This is a genomic window from Streptomyces sp. HUAS 15-9 (assembly GCF_025642155.1).
Classification (GTDB): Bacteria; Actinomycetota; Actinomycetes; order Streptomycetales; family Streptomycetaceae; genus Streptomyces.
The window spans coordinates 4558978-4576859 of record NZ_CP106798.1 but is presented as its reverse complement, the minus strand read 5'-3'; the positions used below and the strand labels follow the sequence as shown (position 1 = coordinate 4576859).

At 72.6% G+C, this 17882-nt stretch carries 12 protein-coding genes; 5 read left to right on the top strand and 7 right to left on the bottom strand.

Annotated features, from left to right (window positions below; translation table 11 throughout):
- Nucleotides 1–130 precede the first annotated feature (130 nt).
- Nucleotides 131–1174, top strand: a complete 1044-nt coding sequence (locus N8I87_RS21140) for an alcohol dehydrogenase catalytic domain-containing protein (RefSeq protein WP_263210768.1) — start codon at nt 131–133, stop codon at nt 1172–1174.
- An 800-nt stretch (nt 1175–1974) separates the two neighbouring features.
- On the opposite strand, the gene N8I87_RS21135 is transcribed toward N8I87_RS21140, so the two are convergent.
- Nucleotides 1975–4860, bottom strand: coding sequence for a SpoIIE family protein phosphatase (locus N8I87_RS21135; protein ID WP_263210767.1), 2886 nt, complete (start codon nt 4858–4860; stop codon nt 1975–1977).
- A 383-nt stretch (nt 4861–5243) separates the two neighbouring features.
- Here N8I87_RS21135 and N8I87_RS21130 point away from each other — a divergent pair, with 383 nt between their 5' ends.
- Nucleotides 5244–5498, top strand: a complete 255-nt coding sequence (locus N8I87_RS21130; RefSeq protein ID WP_263210766.1) for an acetyl-CoA synthetase — start codon at nt 5244–5246, stop codon at nt 5496–5498.
- Nucleotides 5499–5553: 55 nt separating this feature from the next.
- Here N8I87_RS21130 and N8I87_RS21125 read toward each other — a convergent pair whose 3' ends face one another.
- The 4 genes from N8I87_RS21125 to N8I87_RS21110 all read right to left on the bottom strand — a co-directional run bounded on the left by N8I87_RS21125 (nt 5554) and on the right by N8I87_RS21110 (nt 11359).
- Nucleotides 5554–8196, bottom strand: coding sequence for a beta propeller repeat protein (locus N8I87_RS21125; protein ID WP_263210765.1), 2643 nt, complete (start codon nt 8194–8196; stop codon nt 5554–5556).
- 680 nt (nt 8197–8876) lie between these two features.
- Entirely contained in the window at nt 8877–9815 is a 939-nt protein-coding gene (locus tag N8I87_RS21120; protein WP_263210764.1) for an MIP/aquaporin family protein, read from the bottom strand.
- Nucleotides 9816–9950: 135 nt separating this feature from the next.
- Nucleotides 9951–10616 (bottom strand): SDR family NAD(P)-dependent oxidoreductase, encoded by a 666-nt coding sequence (locus N8I87_RS21115; protein ID WP_263210762.1) that lies wholly within the window; start codon nt 10614–10616, stop codon nt 9951–9953.
- 65 nt (nt 10617–10681) lie between these two features.
- Nucleotides 10682–11359 carry a DUF4328 domain-containing protein gene (locus N8I87_RS21110; protein WP_263216577.1) on the bottom strand — a complete coding sequence of 226 codons (678 nt, stop codon included), beginning with the start codon at nt 11357–11359 and terminating at the stop codon, nt 10682–10684.
- Nucleotides 11360–11599: 240 nt separating this feature from the next.
- Here N8I87_RS21110 and N8I87_RS21105 point away from each other — a divergent pair, with 240 nt between their 5' ends.
- Together N8I87_RS21105 and N8I87_RS21100 are read left to right on the top strand one after the other, a co-directional pair.
- Complete coding sequence (locus N8I87_RS21105) at nt 11600–12568, top strand: polyphosphate kinase 2 family protein (RefSeq protein WP_263210761.1); 969 nt, start codon at nt 11600–11602, stop codon at nt 12566–12568.
- A 61-nt stretch (nt 12569–12629) separates the two neighbouring features.
- Nucleotides 12630–15359: a cation-translocating P-type ATPase gene (locus N8I87_RS21100; protein WP_263210759.1), complete on the top strand. Its 2730-nt coding sequence runs from the start codon at nt 12630–12632 to the stop codon at nt 15357–15359.
- Between the two features lie 36 nt (nt 15360–15395).
- Here N8I87_RS21100 and N8I87_RS21095 read toward each other — a convergent pair whose 3' ends face one another.
- Together N8I87_RS21095 and N8I87_RS21090 are read right to left on the bottom strand one after the other, a co-directional pair.
- A complete protein-coding gene (locus N8I87_RS21095) occupies nt 15396–16709 on the bottom strand; it encodes a diacylglycerol/lipid kinase family protein (RefSeq protein WP_263210758.1) in 1314 nt (437 codons plus the stop codon).
- 7 nt (nt 16710–16716) lie between these two features.
- Nucleotides 16717–17091, bottom strand: coding sequence for an SHOCT domain-containing protein (locus N8I87_RS21090; protein ID WP_263216576.1), 375 nt, complete (start codon nt 17089–17091; stop codon nt 16717–16719).
- A gap of 289 nt (nt 17092–17380) precedes the next feature.
- On the opposite strand from N8I87_RS21090, the gene N8I87_RS21085 reads away from it, so the two are divergent.
- Nucleotides 17381–17881, top strand: coding sequence for a hypothetical protein (locus tag N8I87_RS21085; RefSeq protein ID WP_263210757.1), 501 nt, complete (start codon nt 17381–17383; stop codon nt 17879–17881).
- Nucleotide 17882: the final 1 nt, after the last annotated feature.

The following is a 17882-nucleotide window of genomic DNA, read 5'->3' as shown; positions in this document are numbered from 1 at the left end:
TGCCTATCGTCGGACGTGCAGACCACGGAAATCCGCCCGGACCGGCTCGGCCGAAGGAGCCCCGAGGCCGAAGGAGCCGGTACGTGTGGCGGCCCGCCCCAGGCTCCACGCCGTGACGAAGGGTTAGCTCATGTCTGCGTCCAGCACTTCCTACACCGGCCCGCTGCGCGCCGCGCAGGTCACCGTGCCCGGCGGCACACCGGAACTGGTCGAGGTCGCCCCACGAGAGGCGGGACCGGGGTCCGTGCGGATCACCATCGAGGCGTGCGGGGTGTGCCACTCCGACCTGCTGATCAGCTCGGGCATGCTGCCCGGGACCACGTTCCCGGTGACGCCCGGTCACGAGATCGCCGGGCGGATCGACGCCGTGGGCGAGGGCGTGACCGGATGGCACACCGGTGACCGGGTCGCGGTGGGCTGGTACGGCGGCAGCTGCGGCTACTGCGACGCCTGCCGCGACGGCGACGCCGTGCTGTGCCCGCGGCTGTCGGTCCCCGGCGTCGCCTACCCCGGCGGCTACGCCGACTCCATCGTCGTACCCGCCGTCGCCCTCGCGGCGATCCCGGACCAGCTGACCGCCGTCGAGGCGGCGCCGCTGGCCTGTGCGGGCGTGACCGTCTTCAACGCCCTGCGCAACACGGCCGCCCGCCCCGGTGATGTCGTCGCGGTCCTGGGCCTGGGCGGTCTGGGGCACCTGGGCGTCCAGTTCGCCCAGAAGATGGGCTTCGACACGGTCGCCATCGCCCGTGGCCAGGAGAAGCGGGACCTGGCGCACAAGCTCGGCGCCGCGCACTACATCGACAGCACCGCGGGGGAGGTCTCCCAGGCCCTGGAGTCGCTCGGCGGGGCCAAGGTGGTCCTCGCCACCGTCACCAACGCCGAGGCCATGTCCGCCACCATCGACGGGCTGGGCCGGCGCGGCGAACTCGTGATGGTCGGCGTCTCACCCGACCGCCTCGACGTCACCCCCCTCCAGCTCCTGAACAACTCCCGCAAGATCTACGCCCACGCCTCCGGCGCCGCCGTGGACACCCAGGACACCCTGCGCTTCGCCGCCCAGACCGGCGTACGGGCCTGGGTCGAGGAGGTCCCCCTGGAGGAGACGGCGGCCGCGGTCGCCAAGATGACCGAGGGCAGGGCCCGCTTCCGCATGGTCCTCACCACGGACCGTTGAGCCCTCCGGGCGGCCGCGGCGAGGTGGCACTGCCGTAGCCCCCCTCGCAGATCAGCGCACGCCGGGCGGCGGCCGGGATGCTGACGGAGGTCACGGATCCAACACCAGCCGCAGCGGCGGGCTGAGCCCGGACCCGCGCCCGGACGACCTCGCCACCGCCCACGGAGCCCACCCGCCCGGCGGGCCAGGCAGCGCTGCCGGCGAGCACCTCGCCGAGGCAGCGCACGGGCACGCATCAGCCGCAGCAGCGGACAGGGCCCGGACCCTCCCGGACGATCCCCACCACCGCCCACGGAGCCCACCCACGGGCCACCGTGAAATGGCTGCCCTCGAAGACCTCACGAATCAGCACACGGTCGCGGATCAGCCACAGCCGGACACCGGGCCGAGGCCCACCTCCGGACGATCGCCACCACCGACCGCCGAGCCCACCCGCCCGGCCGGCCAGGCAGCGCTGCCGTCGAACACCTCGCCGAGGCAGCGCACGGGCACGCATCAGCCGCAGCAGCGGACAGGGCCCGGACCCTCCCGGACGATCCCCACCACCGCCCACGGAGCCCACCCACGGGCCACCGTGAAATGTGCTGCCCTCGAAGACCTCACGAATCAGCACACGGTCGCGGATCAGCCACAGCCGGACACCGGGCCGAGGCCCACCTCCGGACGATCGCCACCACCGACCGCCGAGCCCACCCGCCCAGCGGGCCAGGCAGCGCTGTCGGCGAGCACCTCGCCGAGGCAGCGCACGGGCACGCATCAGCCGCAGCAGCGGACAGGGCCCGGACCCTCCCGGACGATCCTCACCACCGGCCGCCGAGCCCGCCCGTCGGCCGCGGCAGTGGCTGTTCGGTCCAGATGACCTTTCCCTCGGGCGTGGACCGGGTCCCCCAGCGGTCCGTGAGGCGGGCGACCAGGAACAGGCCGCGGCCGCCCTCGTCCTCTGTCCTGGCCCTGCGCAGCCGGGGGGACGTGGCGCTGCCGTCGAAGACCTCGCAGATCAGGGCGCGGTCGCGGATCAGCCTCAGGCGGAGGGGGCCGGTGGCGTGCCGGATGGCGTTGGTGACCAGTTCGCTGGCGACGAGTTCGGTGGTGAAGGCCAGTTCGTCCAGGCCCCAAGCGGCGAGCTGCTCGGTGACCGCGGCGCGGGCGCGGGAGACGACAGCCGGGTCGCTGGGCAGGTCCCACTGGGCGACCCGGTCGGCGCCCAGAGCGTGGGTGCGGGCGACGAGCAGGGCCACGTCGTCGTTCGGCCGGGCCGGGAGCAGCGCGTCGAGCACCGCCTCGCAGGTGTCCTCCGGTGGCCGGCCGGCCGAGGCCAGGACGGTACGGAGCTGCTCCAGGCCGGTGTCGACGTCCCGTCGCCGGTCCTCGATCAGGCCGTCGGTGTAGAGCACCAGCTGGCTGCCCTCGGCCAGCTCCAGCTCAGCCGTCTCGAAGGGCATCCCGCCCAGGCCGAGGGGGAGTCCGGGCGGCAGGTCGACGAAGTCCACCGTGCCGTCGGGTCCGACGACCGCGGGGACCGGGTGCCCGGCGCGGGTGAGGGTGCACCGCCGGGACACCGGGTCGTACACCGCGAACAGACAGGTCGCGCCGGAGATGCCGGAGTCCGGGGCGTTCTCGGCCGGGCCCCAGCCCTCGCCCCGGTCCAGCCCGCCGACCAGGTCGTCGAGGTGGGTGAGCAGATCGTCCGGCGGCAGGTCCAGGGAGCAGAAGTTGTGCACGGCGGTGCGCAGCCGGCCCATCGTGGCGGCGGCGTGCAGTCCGTGGCCGACCACGTCGCCGACCACCAGCGCCACCCGGGCCCCGGACAGCGGGATGACGTCGAACCAGTCGCCGCCCACCCCGGCCTGCGCGGGCAGATAGCGGTAGGCGACCTCGACTGCGCTCTGCTCGGGCCGCCCCCGGGGCAGCAGGCTGCGCTGCAGGGCGAGCGCGGTGGTGTGCTCACGGGTGAAGCGGCGGGCGTTGTCGATGCAGATCGCCGCGCGGGCGGCCAGTTCCTGGGCCAGGGACAGATCGTCGTCCTCGAAGGGCGCGGGCCGCTCGGCGCGGTAGAAGCTCACCACGCCGAGGGTCGTGCCACGGGCCCGCAGCGGCACGGTGATGAGCGAGTGGATCCCGGCCGCGAGCACCAGCTCCAGCCGGTCCGGGTCCTGGGCGATCCAGCCGCCGGCCCCGGCCAGGACGGGTTCGAGCACGGACTGGCGGGTCTCCAGGCCGCGCGCCTGCGGGGCGGTCGGGACGTAGCGCACCGTGTCGCCGACGCCGTACAGATGGGAGTCCTCGTGCAGGGCGCCCAGCGCGACCCGGCGCAGCGGGGCGTCCGCGCCGAGCGGGCCCGGCTCCTCGCCGCGCAGCACCGCGTCCGGCAGGTCCACGGCTGTGAAGTCGGCGAAGCGGGGGACGGTGACCTCCGCCAGTTCCTCCGCGGTGCGGGTGACGTTCAGGGTGGTGCCGATCCGGACGCCGGCGTCGTGCAGCAGCTCCAGGCGCCGACGGGCCAGGACGGCGAGCCGGCCGACGCCGGGCTCGCCGAGGAGCAGCAGCCAGCCGTCGGTGTCGGTGCCGTCCTCGTCGCCGGTGGCCCGGGTGGGTGCCGGCCGGACCGGCGGGGTCTCGGCGAGCGGCGGTACGACGGCGGGGACGACGGCGCGTACGGCGGAACGCGCCGGGACCGCCAGGGGTACCGGTGCGGGTGCCAGGGGCTGCACATGGCGCAGCCGCGGGCCGCCGAGGACCCGGGCCTCGACGACCGCGCCCGTCTCGCCGGTCGCCGAACTGACCGGGCGGCGCAGCAGGGTGGCGGTCCTGCCGTCGGAGAGCTCGACCTCCTCGACGGTGTGCTGCGGAGAGGCGATGAGTTCCTCGGCCTTCTCCCGCAGCACGGCCAGGTCGAGCCGGCCGATCTCGCCGCCGTTGTGGCCGGCCGCCCGTGCCGACGGGGGCGGTGGCTCGCCCGTCGGGGGCAGTCCGCCGGCATCGGCGTGCCGGTACGCGGCCAGCAGGGCCTGTTCGCGTTCGGCGGCCTGGCCGAGCAGCCGTGCCTCGATGTCGTGGGCCGCGTCCCGGGCCAGCGTCAGCATGGCGGGGTCGCCGTCACCGCGCAGACAGGTGAGGTCGAGCACGGCCTCGATCTGGCCGCTGAGCGGGTTGCGGACGGGCGCGCCCGCGCAGGCGAACGGCAGCAGACAGTCGGCGAAGTGCTCACGGCCGGCGACGAAGACCGGGCCCCGCTCCGCCAGCGCGGTGCCGACGCCGTTGGTGCCCGCGGCCTGCTCGGAGACGTCGAACCCGGGGGCGAAGTGCACCTCGTCGAGGCGTGCGCGCAGCCGCGGGTCACCGCCGTAGCGGCGGATCAGGCGGGCCTGCCCGTCGCACAGCACGACCATCATGTTCACGTCGGCGAGCGAGTCGGCAAGCTGCTTCAGCACCGGGTCGGCGGCCCGCAGCAGCGGGTCGTCCAGTGCCGGATCCGATGTGTAGGGGAGCAGCAGCCGGTGCGGCTCGAGCCCTACGGACCTGCACCGTTTCCAGGAGTCCAGGACCGGGCCGCGGACGTCCGCGTCCACTCGTTCACCGGCCAGGAAACGCTCATGGGCATCGACGAGCCCGCCGATGTCGTCCCAGGCGATGGACAACGGAATCACTTCCCTCACCGACCAGCCTAGTCGAAGCGTGAACTGCATCACATTCGCCGGGGCATGCTGGAGTCCGGAGAAGCGGGCCGGGAGGTACGGGCATGCGGTGGTGGGCCGGGGCGTGGTTGGTGGCCGGGGTGGTCGCCCTGGCGGCGTGCGGCGGGCCGGGCGGCGGGGGATCCGACGGGGGATCGTCCGGCAGACCTTCCACGGGGCCCTCCACAGGGCCTTCCGGAACGGGTGGCGGCTCAGCGTCACCGACGCCCGGCGCACCGAACCGGACGACCGCGCCGCCTGCGTCCGCGTCATCGCCCTCGGCCCCGTCCTCGGCCTCCGCCCCGGCGGGCGGCTGTGTCGCCGGGCGGGCGCAGGTCACCGTGGCCCCCGGTGACGCGCCGGTACGGCGGCTGTGCGCACGGCCCGGGACCGTGGTGTCCCTCGTTCTCCGACCCCGCGCGGACGACAAGCGGTGGACGGCCGTACGCAGCTCCGCGCCCGTCTTCGTGCTGCCGTCCGGCTGGCATGTGGACCCGGACGGCACCGCCCGGGCCTCGCTGCGCTGCGCGGGCACCCGGGGCGGTACGGCCAAGGTGACCGTCACGGCGAAGGCGCCGGACGTGGCGGGCGCACCGGCCGTCGCCTTCACGCTGGACGTGAACGTGGTGCCGTACCCGCGGGAGGGGTGACCCCGGCCCCCGGAAACCGGGCTGCGGCCGGAACCACCCCTCCGCCTCACATCGGTCAGTCGCAGTCGCTGACCTTGACGGTGTAGATGCCACGGCCGTGGGTGGCCGCGTACAGCGTGCGGCCGTCCGGGCTCAGCTTCAGCTGGAGCACGGCGACGGCCGGGAGCCGGCCCACGCGCTGCCAGGTCGTACGGCCCGGCGCGCGGTAGACGACACCGAGGTCGGTGGCAACGGCGAGGCCGCCGTTCGCCGTGACGACCGCGGAGTCGGTCGGCACGTCCGGAAGGTTCGCCGAGATGTCCTTCCAGGTGGTGCCCCCGTCCTTGGACTCGAAGACATGGCCGACGCCGGCGCCGGGTCCCTCGGTCCAGTGCCGGGAGAAGCCGTTGACCGCGAGGTACACGTGGTCGGCGTTCTTCGAGTCCACGGCGAAGCCGCTGAGGTAGCGGTTGGGTACGGTCCCGTCCACCGGCAGGGTGATGTCGTGCCAGCCGGTGCCGTCCGCGTTGCCGACGGCGATGCCACGGGCGAAGCCCTGGTTGTTGCAGGGGCCGCACCAGGCCGCGTACACCTTGCCGCCCGAGGCCGCGACGGCGGTCGCGGTGCGGCCGGCGCCGAGGTCGTACAGGCTCTTCCACTCCGAGCCGCTGCGGATGGCGTAGCCATGGGTCTGCACCCACACATGGCGGCCGCCCGCGATCCAGGTCGAGCTGTCCAACATGTCGGCCGCGAGCGGGGCGACGAAGCGGGCCTCGCTGGTGGCGCTGTCGGCCGGGGCGACGTTGTACGACGTGACCTTGCTCGGGTCGGTGACCCAACTGCCGTCGTTGACCGCGCAGTTCTGGGTGACCTGGATGGCGAGGTAGACGTAGCCCTGGGCAATGTTGCAGCCGTTGGCCGGGTCGGTGAGGGTGTCGGTGCCGTCACCGCCGAAGTTGGAGCCCATCACGGTGTCGTTGCCGCGCAGCATGGACTGGCCGTTGTCCTGCAGGCCGCCGGTGACCGAGACTCCGCCGTAGGTCAGGTCCTTGCCGATGCCCACCGAGTAGTACTGGAGGGTGTCGATGGTGCCGTCGTTGAGCGAGGTCCAGTCGGTGGCGTGGCCGGAGGAGTCCTGGGCGCCGGCGAGCGGGCGCCGGTAGACGCCGCCGTCGTTGCCCACGTACACGAAGCTTTTGCCGTGGTAGCGGCCGATCGCGACGCCGTGCTGGTCGGGGTGGGTGGTCTGGTTGCAGTCACCGGTCTGCTTGGCGGGGTCGATGCTCCAGCAGGGGAAGCCGAAGTTCCAGTACGGGCCGACCGCCGACCAGGTGCTGCCGCCGTCCTTGGTCTCGTGGACCTCCTCGAGGCCCGCGTACACGTGCTGCGGGTCGCTCGGGTCGACGGTGAGGAACTGGTTGTACCAGGCCTGGACGCCCGGCATGTAGCCGCTGGTGGTGAGCGCCGAGCCGTCCGCCGCGAGGCCCTTGTAGTCGGCGATCTTCGTCCAGGGACCGGTCGGGGAGCCCGACTTGGAGACGAAGATGCCTTCGAGACCGCTGTCGGGGTTGGTGTTGAGCTGCTCCGGCGACTGGTCGATGGCGTAGTAGCGGGAGCCGTCGGCGGAACGGGCGAAGGTGACGTTGCCGACGCCGTCCGCGTCGGCGGGCAGGTCACCCAGGCCGCTGGTGATCCGTGTCCAGGCGCCGTTCACCTTGGTGTAGAAGCCGTTGTAGTCGTCACCGCTGCGCCAGCCGACGGCCAGGACCACCTTGGAGGGGTCCTTCGGGTCGATCGCGATGTCGTTGGCGATGTTCTTGTACGCGGCGGAGGAGTCGTGCGCCTTCGAACCGCCCGGCAGATAGTCGGGGTTGGGCGCGAACTCCAGTTTCCAGGCGCCGGTCAGCTTCTTCGTGGAGTGGCTCCACACACCCCTGCTGGTCGCCGCCCACACCTTGCCGGCGCCGAAGCGCAGCTGGTGGACGGTGGTGCTCTCCAGTTCGTCGCCGCCGACCCGGCTGCGCGTGGAGAAGCTCCCGTGGTGCGGGTGGGTCAGGACGTAGACGCCGCTGCCCAGGTAGGCGTCCGCGTTGGTGGTCGCCTCGCCGGTGCCGAGCCACAGCCGGCCGGCCCCGTCGAGCGCGAGGGCGCCGGTGGACTGGGAGGACAGCCGGTCACTGATGGGCCGCCAGTGCCCGCCGCCGGTGTGCGACCGCCACACACCGCCGCCGGCGCTTCCGGCGTAGGCGTAGCCGTCGTTGTCGGCGGCCACCGCGGCCATCCGGCCGGTGACATTGCCCGCGCCGCCGCTGGAGTTGGAGTCGTAGTCGCGGTAGCGGGGGTCGTCGGAGTTGTAGGGCAGGTCGGTGACATGGTGCCAACGTCCGCCGGCGGAAGGCAGTTCGCCCAGACTGTTCCAGGCCGCTCCGTAGGCGCCCGGCGCGACGATGCCGGGCGAGGTGCGGGCCTCGGCGTACTGGTCGGCGCCCTCGGCTATCTCGTCGGCCTCGTTCCCGTCGTCCTCGTCGGCGGCCCTGACCTTGTGGGTGACGCCGCCCGCCGAGTGCGTTCGTTCGGCGGCGAGCCGGGCGAGGGTGCGGGCGCCGAAGGGGGTGCTGTTCTTGCCGGGTGCGGCACTGGCGGGCAGTGACACCAGCGCGGCGGAGACGGTGAGGGCACAGATCGTGAGCCTGCGTCTCCTGCGGGTGGGTGCTGACAACGGATCCTCCCATGCGGGGCATTGATGCAGCCGTCGCAGGAGACCCGACCACGCAGGGGAGGAAACGTCCGACACTTGGCCAGATTTTGACCAGAACCTGTCACCGATGGCGCTGCGATCACGCCTGTCCTCGCAAGGGAGTTGGGGTTGGGCAGGGTACGGGGGAGGCGGACCGGGGTTCGAGGGCACCCGGGTGCGGGCGGCGGCGCACCGTGCCGTCGCCGGGCTGGTCGCCGCGCGCGGTCACGGCCACTTCACGATCACCGAGGTGGCGGTGCGGGCGGGTGCGGCCGACTCCGGTGTCCACCGCCGCCGCCGGGGCACCATCGGAGCCCTGTCCACGGAGGTGACCCGCACCCGGCCGACCGCCGGGTCACCCGTCCCCGACACCGGCACACTCGCGGGCGCCCTGCGGGCCTGCGCCGGCAGGCGTGGCCCGCGACGTGAGCGGACCCGAAGGGCTCCGGTCCCGGGCCGAACGCGCCGGTCGGATCCGGGAGATGCTCGACCGTGCCCACCCCCGTGGCGAGTACCCGCCCGAAGCCTGCGAGTCGGTCGGCCGCGTCCTCGCCCCGCTCTGCGTTCGCACCCTCTTCGGCACGGGCTCGACCGGCTGCCGGCGCACAGAGCGGCGTGAGCGGGGTCGGCCGGAGGCTCCGGCCACCCCGCACACAGTGCCGTCACTCCTCGTCGATGGTGGGACGGGTGCGGCCCGGCTCCGGAAGTTCGCCCAACTGGGCGCGGGCGTGCAGCACGTCGCCGATGAACAGGTCGTACACCAGGACCCCGATCACGCCGCCGATCAGCGGCCCGACTATGGGGATCCAGAAGTAGTTGCTGAACCATGCCCCGTCCCCCGGGAAGGCGTAACCGTCCCATCCGGCGAACCAGGTGAGCAGACGCGGTCCGAAGTCACGGGCCGGGTTGATGGCGTATCCGGCGTTCGCTCCGTAGGACATGCCGACGGCGGCGACGACGAAGCCGATCACCAGCGGGCCGAGATTCGCCCGCACCGCCGTGTTGCGCAGGTCGATGACCGCCACGACGAACATGACCAGGAAGGCGGTGCCGACGATCTGGTCGAACAACGGTCCCCAGACGCCGCCGCCGAAGTACGGCGCCGGGAAGGTGGCGAAGATCGAGAACGAGGCGAGCGTCTTCCCGCCCACATGCGGATCCTTCGAGGCCGCGTCGTACGCGTTGATCGCGTCGTGGTAGACGCCGAAGACCAGCGCCGCCCCGGCGAGGGCACCGAGGACCTGCGACAGCCAGTACGGGAGGACCTTGATCCAGGGGAACTTGCGGCGCACGGCGAACGCCAGCGTCACCGCCGGGTTGATGTGCGCTCCGCTGACGCCGCCGGCCACGTAGATGCCGAAGACCACGGCCATGGCCCAGCCCCAGGTGATCAGCAGCCAGTCGCCCGCCGCCAGGAAGATCGTCGTTGGGGTCGCGGCACGACCCGAGCCGGGCAGCGCCGCGACAGCCATCGCCACGACACCGCATCCGAACGCAATGAGGACGAAGGTCCCCAGGAACTCTGCCAGGCACTCGCCCAGCAGGCCTGCGCGGCGCCTGAGCCGCGAGGGCTTTATCAGGGGAGGGATCTCCACAGCCATCTCGACCCCCTTCAGAGGGTGCGTTCCGGTGCATTCCGGATCTACCACTATCGTTGCGCACGAATCGATTTCCGACACTGTGGAGCGGCCACCGACGGGAGATCGAACAAGTGATCGAGATGGAACGTGGCCGGGTCAGCTGTCGAGGTCGTCGGCGTAGTGACGGAAACCGTGGCGGTCCCGGTGCATGCCCCACAGGGTCTCCGCGAGCACGGCCGGGTCCTTGCGCGGGTGACCCGCCACGATCGAGCCGGGGACGACGAGTTGGGCGACGTGGATGCCCTCCGGGGCGAGCCGGTCGTGCAGCAGATGGCCGTAGGCGCTCTCGGCGGCGAACGCGATGGAGGTGCCCGCGCGCTCCGGGTGCGGCACGACGGCGCTGCCGCCGTTGACGAACAGGATCGTGCCGCGGCCCAGGGCCCGCATACCGGGCAGCACCTGCTGCACGGCGACGACGGGGCCGTACACCGAGAACTCGACCGGCCCGAGCAGATCCTGGTGCGTGGTCTCCAGCACCGGCCGCATGAAGTCCCGCTGCGGCACCGGGCTGTACTGCAGCACCTCGACCGGCCCGACCTCCGCGCCCGCCGAGGCGAGGGCCGCCGCCAGCGCCTCCGGGTCGCGCACATCGGCGACGAACCCGCGCGCGGTGATCCCCCCGGCGCCCAGTTCGCCGACGAGGGCGTCCAGCCGGGCCCGGTCGCGGGCGACGAGCGCGACGCCGTACCCCTCGCGCCCGAACCGGCGCGCGACGGCCGCACCCAGTCCGGGACCGGCCCCGACGATGGCAATGGTGCTCATGACGCGTGACCGTACTGCCTCCCCGGGGGCGCCGCACCCGTAGGGCCGAGCCGGGGTAACACCCGCTACGCGGCCGGGACGGGCGCCGCAGCGCCCGCGGCCCCGCGCTCCAGCTGTACGGCGGTCACCGCGCGTACGACGAACACGGCGGCCACGGCCGCGCCCACCACCGCCGCGTCGGACGCCAGCAGGGGCCACAGCTCCGTGTACGCCCGCTCGACGACCTCGTCCTTCGAGTCCTGGTACAGCAGCCCGACCCCGCTCACCATGCCGACGAGCCACAGCACCCACCAGATGTTCAGGATCATCGGCGCCGGCTTGCCCCCCGTGCTCCCCTCGTAGACGTCCGCGACCAGCCCGCGGGGCACCCACAGATTCATGACGGGCACGCTCCAGCCCACGTAGACCCAGATATCGGAGTAGCGCGCCGGGCGGCCGGAGAGGACCCGGGCGTTGTCCCGGACCCGCCACAGCCACGACAGGAACACGAGGGCGCAGATCAGCGCGACGACCCCGCCGGCCGTCACGACGACGTGGTACGAGTCCTCCAGCGCCGTCAGCGGACGATGGCTGCCGTCGCCCCGGTCCGGCGGCCCGGAGGCGGGCTCCCCCGCCACGGCGAGCCGGATCTCCCACACCGCCCGGACCACCCAGGCGGCACCGGCGAGCAGAAGAGCGGCGACGGCGACCCGGGCGGCACCTCGGACCGGCTGCAGGACGGGGGGTGGCGGGGACTGCGCCATGTGGTCGTTCACCCGCGCATCCTGCCGCATGGAACGGGACCCGAGCCAGGCGGCATGCCCATGACCGGCCAGCACGGCCGGACCGCCTTCGTACGGCGCCGAACCACCCGTCGCGGGTGAGGCCGCCCCCCGTGCGGCGGAGGGACGCTGCCCGTGCGCGACCGCGGTGTCGGCGGGCCCGCGTGGCCCGCATGGCTTGGGGGGCCCAGGTGGCCCGCGTGGCGGAAGGGACGGTGGACCATGGCCGACGAGAGAGCCGAGCGCATCGCGGACTTCATAGAGCCCCTGCGGGTCCCGCCCGGCACCGAGGTGCATCTGGCGGAGGACTTCGACCCCGGCTACAAGACGGCGGGCGCCCGCAAGAAAAAGGAGGGCGTCGAGCTGCTCCGCAACGGCATCGAACTGCTCTCCGACTACCAGCAGCGGCTGGCCGCCCAGGACACCTACGGGGTCCTCGTGTGTCTGCAGGCGCTGGACGCGGCCGGCAAGGACGGGACGATCCGCCATGTGATGAGCGGCGTCAATCCCCAGGGTGTGCGCGTCACCAGTTTCAAGGTGCCCTCGGCCGAGGAGCTCGACCACGACTTCCTGTGGCGCTACAACCGCCATCTGCCGCGGCGCGGCGAGATCGGGATCTTCAACCGCTCCCACTACGAAGAGGTCCTCGTCGTACGGGTGCATCCCGAGAACCTCGACCGGCAGAAGCTGCCGGAGGCGGCCCGGCGCGGAGACGTGTGGGAGCGGCGGTACCGGGAGATCAACGACTGGGAGCGCTATCTCACCGACAACGGCTTCAGGGTCGTGAAGATGTTCCTGAACCTGTCGAAGGAAGAGCAGCGCATCCGATTCCTCAAGCGCATCGACGTTCCCGAGCGGAACTGGAAGTTCTCGCCCGCCGACGCCCGGGAGCGGACCCGCTGGGACGACTACCAGCGGGTGTTCTCCGAGATGCTGTCCGCCACCAGCACACGCTGGGCGCCCTGGTACGTCATACCGGCCGACCACAAGTGGTTCGCGCGCGTCTGCGCCGCCGCGGTGCTGGCGCACACTCTGATCAGCATCGATCCCCGGTTCCCGCAGGTCAGCGCTGAGACCCGGCACGAACTGGCCGAGGTGAAGCGGGAGTTGGAGCGCGAGGCACCCAAGGGTGCCGCCCCGGACCCGTACGCCGCCTCCGCCGCGTCCGGGGGATCCGGCGAGAAGCGCTGAAAGAGGCTGAGCGAAAGCGGCTGATCGAGGCTGGAAGAGGGCTGAGAGGAGGCCCCGCGCCATGACCGCGCAGACGGATGCCCCGCACGAAGGGGCGACGCAGAACCAGGCGTGGTACGCGCGCCCGCCGCAGGAGGTCGCCGCCGCGTTCGGGGTGGATCCGGCCGTGGGACTGTCCTCGGCGCGGGCGGCCGAACTCCTCGCGGAGAACGGCCCGAACGCGCTCCCGGAGGAGAAACCCCTGCCGGGCTGGCGCCGCTATCTGGCCCAGTACCGCAGCTACATGCAACTGGTCCTGGTCGCCGCCGCCGTGGTGTCCTTCCTGATCGCGGAGTGGAACACCGGCATCCTGCTGCTCGTGCTGACGGTCCTCAACGCGGTCGTCGGCATGCGGCAGGAGGGCAAGGCCGAGAGCGCCATGAACGCACTCAGGTCGATGCTGCAGTTGACCGCCCGGGTGCGCAGGGACGGATCGGAATCGGAGATCCCGGCCGAACAGGTCGTCGTCGGCGACATCGTGCTGCTCGCCGCGGGGGACGAGGTCCCCGCCGACGGCCGGATCGTCGCGGCCAGCGCGCTGCAGATCGACGAGTCGGCGCTGACGGGCGAGAGCGTGCCCGTCGCCAAGGACCCGGCGACCCTGGCCGACGGCGATCTGGCACCGGGCGACCGCACGAACATGGCGTTCATGAACACGCCGGTCACGCACGGCAGCGCGACGGTGATCGTCACGGACACCGGCGCCGGCACCGAACTCGGCCGTATCTCCGGGATGCTGTCGGCGACGCCCCGCGAGACCTCGCCGCTGGACCGGGAGCTCAACCGGCTCACCCTGTGGATCACCGGGGCGGCCGGACTGACGATGATCGTGATGTTCGTCCTGGGGCGCGGCCGCGGCACGGCGTGGGACGCGCTCTTCGTGAGCGCCGTCTCGCTGGCCATCGCCGCCATTCCGGAGGCCCTGCCCACGGTGACCCAGACCATCCTGTCGATCGGCGGGGTCGACCTGGCCCGGCGTCAGGCGATCGTGAAGGACCTGCCGTCGGTGCAGTCGCTGGGGTTCACCTCGGCCATCAACTCCGACAAGACCGGCACCCTCACCATGAACCAGATGACGGTCGTCGAGGTCCTCGACCCCGGCGACCGCTACACCGTCTCCGGCACCGGGTACGGCCTGGAGGGCAGGATCCACCACGCCGTCGGCAGCAACCCGGGCCTGGAGGACGTGATCCTGCCGTATGTCATGGCCAGCGACGCGGGGCTGGTGGACGGCACGGTGGTGGGCGACCCCACCGAGGGCGCCCTGCTGGTGCTCGGCCACAAGGCCGGGCTGGACATCGACGCCACCCGGACCCGGCTGCCCCGGCTGGCCACGCTGCCGTTCGACCCGTCGTACAAGCTGATGGCCACCTTCCACTCGGCCACGGACGCGGCGGACCGTCCGGTCGTGCGGTGCTTCGTGAAGGGGGCGGCGCCCGCGGTCATGGCCAGGGCCGCCACCGCGCTGCGGGACGGTACGAGCGTCCCCTGGGACGAGGAGCTGCGGCAGCGGGCCCAGACGCATGTCGAGCGCATGGGCGGCGAGGGCCTGCGGGTGATGGCCGCCGCTCGCCGCGACCTCGACCCCGCCGTCTTCGATCCCGACGGCGACCTGCTCGCCCATGTCACCGACCTCCAGATGACGAGCCTGGTCGGCATGGTCGACCCGCCCCGCGAGGAGTCGCGGGCCGCGGTGGCCGACGCGCAGTCCGCGCACATCCGGGTGCGGATGGTGACCGGGGACGACGTCGTGACGGGTGCCGCCATCGCGCGGCAGCTCGGTATCGAGGGCGAGGCCATGCTGGGCGCCGACTTCGCCGCCCTGCCGGAGAACGAGCGGCTCGCCCGGATCGACGGGATCGGGGTGGTCGGCCGGGTCGCCCCCGAGCACAAGGTGCTGCTCGCCGACACGCTCAAGAAGAAGGGCGACGTGGTGGCCATGACCGGCGACGGCGTCAACGACGCCCCGGCCATCAAGGCGGCCGACATCGGCATCGCCATGGGTTCAGGCACCGAGGTCGCCAAGAACGCCGGGCGGATGGTGCTGGCCGACGACAACTTCGCCACGATCGTCTTCGCGGTGGAGCAGGGCCGCAAGATCTACGACAACCTCACCAAGTACATCCGCTTCGTCCTGGTGCTCCTGGTCGTGTTCGTGCTGACGTTCCTCGGCGCGACGCTGTTCGACATCGCGGCGGGTGAACCCTTCTCCCCGGCCCAGGTGCTGTGGATCCACTTCTTCGTCAACGCCGCCTTCGGCTTCGCGCTCGGCTTCGACCGGCAGAGCCCGGGGCTCATGGAGCGCCTGCCGCGGCCGCGCGGCGAGCCCGTGCTGACCAAGGGTGTGATGATCACGGTCGGGCTGTCCGGGCTCGTGATCACGATCGGGCTGCTCGCCCTGATCAAGCTGGGCGAGTCGCACTACGGCAGCACCGCCGTCGGCCAGTCGATCGCGTTCACCTCCTTCGCGCTCTGTCTGATCGTGGCCGCGCTGGAGTGCCGCAGCGAGACGGAGACCGTCCTGACCACCGCGACCTTCGACAGCAAGCAGATGAACTGGGCGATGCTCGCGGAGTTCGCGCTCGCGGTGCTGGTCACCCAGATGGACGGGTTCCAGCGGCTGCTGGGGACGACTCAGATCACGGTGCGGCAGTTCGGCTGGGCACTGGTGCCGCCGCTGGTGCTGCTGGTGCTGTGGGAACTGGGCAAGCTCGTGGCCAGGCGCGCCGCCAGGAGCACCGCACAGGCGTAGGGCCCGCGCACCGCTCTCAGGCACGGCACCCCGGTCTCAGGTACGGCGTCCCGGCCGCAGCGCCAGCCGCAGGACCCGCCGCCAGTCGGCCGTCGGCCTGCTCACCGGCGCACCGGGACGGCGGCGCGGCACCCGCACCCGCAGCGCCCCCGGGACGATCCGGCACACGACGGGCGCGGGCAGCATGGTGTGCTCCCCGTCGACACCGGCCGGGACGGTGGGCGTGGTCGCCTCGACCACCACCTCCCGTGCCGTCAGCCGCATCAGGCCCGGCGAGCGCGCACCGCTCACCAGCCGCGCCGCCTGGGCCGTACTGCCGACCCGCACGCACACCACGCCCAGCAGCCCGGAGTCCAGGCATTCCCTGCGGCCCGGACGGGACGCGTCGGCGGCACGCCGGTAGGGGTTGTTGCTGACCAGCAGCGCCTGGAGCCCGTCGAGATGCCGCTTGCCCGACCGCATCCCCAGTCTGGGCGCCTCGTCACCGGTGAGGAGGTCGGGCAGGGTGCGCAGGATCGTGCGCAGTTTCCGGTTCCGGTAGGCGGGCTCGCCCACCACGGCGGCGTACGTCCCGAACGAGGCGTTGTTGACGAACACCCGGTCGGCGGCGAACCCGAGGTCGACCCGGAGCTCCTCGCCGTCGGTCAGCGCCTCGAGAGAGGCCGCCGGATCCTCGCGGTCGAGGCCGAGGTCGAGGGCGAAGTGGTTGCGGGTACCGGCGGGAATCACCACGAAGGGCAGATCGTGCTGGGCCGCGACCTGTGCCACCAGCGCCTGTGTGCCGTCCCCGCCCGCCACGCCCAGCAGGTCCGCGCCCTCCGCCACCGCGCTGCGGGCCAGCTCCGCCACGTCCGGGTGGAGCGAGGGGTCCAGCAGGACGACCCGGGCGCCCGCCGCCCGCGCCCGCTCGGCCAGATGGAAGCGGGCCACCTTGCCGCCGCCGGCGTTCGGGTTCATCAGGAGCCACGCACGGCGCGGCGGCGCGGCGGGGCCCGTGTCACGGTGGCGTCCGGAAGCCGCTCCCGAGGGCGTCAGGGCGATCCGCGCGGCCGTGACCGCCAGGATCCACAGGCCCAGGGAGAGGGCGGCCTCCCAGATCAGCCCGTGCGCGGCGTACAGGGCGAGGACCGCGAGCGGGGCGGCCACCGCCAGCAGCATTCCCGCGGCCCGTACGACGCCGGTGTGCGCGAGGGCCCACCACAGCCCGGCGGCGGTGAGCGCCAGCCCCGCGAGGCCGGCCAGCGCCCACAGCACGCTCGTCAGCCCGGCCGCCAGCAGCGGCACCAGTACGCCGGCCGCCAGGGCGAGCAGTGCCAGCCGAGCCCATCCGGTGTTCCGGCCGCCGCTCACGTTCGTTTCATCTCGGGGAACGGCCGCTCAGCACCATTTCCTTGGCCCGGCGGAACTCGTCCTCCGTGATGTCACCGTGGTCGCGCAGTTCGGACAGCTTGGCGAGCTGGTCCGAGCTGCTGGGCCGGCTCTGCGGGGCCGCCGTCTCACGGACGTACGAGTCGAAGGCCGCCTGCCGCTGTCGTGCCTCGGCGAGTTCGCGCTGCCCCATGCCCTTGCCGCGGGCGATGACATAGACCAGGACGCCGAGGAAGGGCAGCACGATGGCGAACACCAGCCAGCCCGCCTTCGCCCAGCCGCTCAGGGAGTCGTCCCGGAACACGTCCACGATCACCTTGAAGAGCAGCACGAACCACATGACCAGCAGGACGAACCACAGCATCGTCCAGAACGCGCTCAGCAGCGGATAGTCGTACGCGAGGTACACCGTGTCCACGTCTTCCCTCCGGATCTACCGCCGGATTTCCCGCCGCCCCGGGCCGTCACCCGGCCGCGGCTGTCTGCTGCCCTCAGCCTGCGCACACCGGGTGCGTCATGGCCTCACCCGAACCGGGTGAGGACGGGCAACCGGGCGTTGCGCCGTACGGGTGACGTCGACATGCGCCGGCGCGGATCCGGATCTTGACTGGGTGGGACAGCGTGGCCGAGTGACACCGATGGAGGCGTACGTGATGGCGGGTTATCGAACGGGTGTGGCGCTGGTGCTGGCGGCGGCGCTGGGCACGGCGCTGAGCGGCTGCTCCGACGGCGGCAAGGCGTCGCCCGAGGCGAGCAAGGCCGCGTCGGCCGCCGTCAGCAAGGCGGCGTCGGCCGCGTCGTCCCTCGCCTCGAAGGGCCAGGACGTGGTCGCGTCGGCGTCTGCGGAGGCCCGGCGTCGGCTCGCCGAGGTGAAGAACGGCATCAACGCCAAGGACGAGGTGAAGCTCGGCACGCCCGCCACCGCCTCCGACGGCCGCACCACGGTGGAGGTCACGGCGAACAACACGGCGGACTCCACCAAGTCCTTCGCCGTCCAGGTCAGTTTCAAGGACCCGGGGGGCAACCTCCTCGACTCGGTGGTCGTCACCATCGGCGACGTGGCGGCGGGCAAGACGGGCACGGGCACGGCCCGCAGCACGCACAACCTCTCGGGCCAGGTGAAGCCGGAGGTGGGGACGGCCCTGCGCTACTGAC

Coding starts and splice junctions, on each gene's coding strand:
- N8I87_RS21100 (WP_263210759.1), top strand. CDS start 12,630: ATGACCGCGCAGACGGATGCCCCGCACGAAGGGGCGACGCAGAACCAG.
- N8I87_RS21120 (WP_263210764.1), bottom strand. CDS start 9,815: ATGGCTGTGGAGATCCCTCCCCTGATAAAGCCCTCGCGGCTCAGGCGC.
- N8I87_RS21085 (WP_263210757.1), top strand. CDS start 17,381: ATGGCGGGTTATCGAACGGGTGTGGCGCTGGTGCTGGCGGCGGCGCTG.
- N8I87_RS21140 (WP_263210768.1), top strand. CDS start 131: ATGTCTGCGTCCAGCACTTCCTACACCGGCCCGCTGCGCGCCGCGCAG.
- N8I87_RS21110 (WP_263216577.1), bottom strand. CDS start 11,359: ATGGCGCAGTCCCCGCCACCCCCCGTCCTGCAGCCGGTCCGAGGTGCC.
- N8I87_RS21115 (WP_263210762.1), bottom strand. CDS start 10,616: ATGAGCACCATTGCCATCGTCGGGGCCGGTCCCGGACTGGGTGCGGCC.
- N8I87_RS21090 (WP_263216576.1), bottom strand. CDS start 17,091: ATGCTGTGGTTCGTCCTGCTGGTCATGTGGTTCGTGCTGCTCTTCAAG.
- N8I87_RS21135 (WP_263210767.1), bottom strand. CDS start 4,860: ATGCAGTTCACGCTTCGACTAGGCTGGTCGGTGAGGGAAGTGATTCCG.
- N8I87_RS21105 (WP_263210761.1), top strand. CDS start 11,600: ATGGCCGACGAGAGAGCCGAGCGCATCGCGGACTTCATAGAGCCCCTG.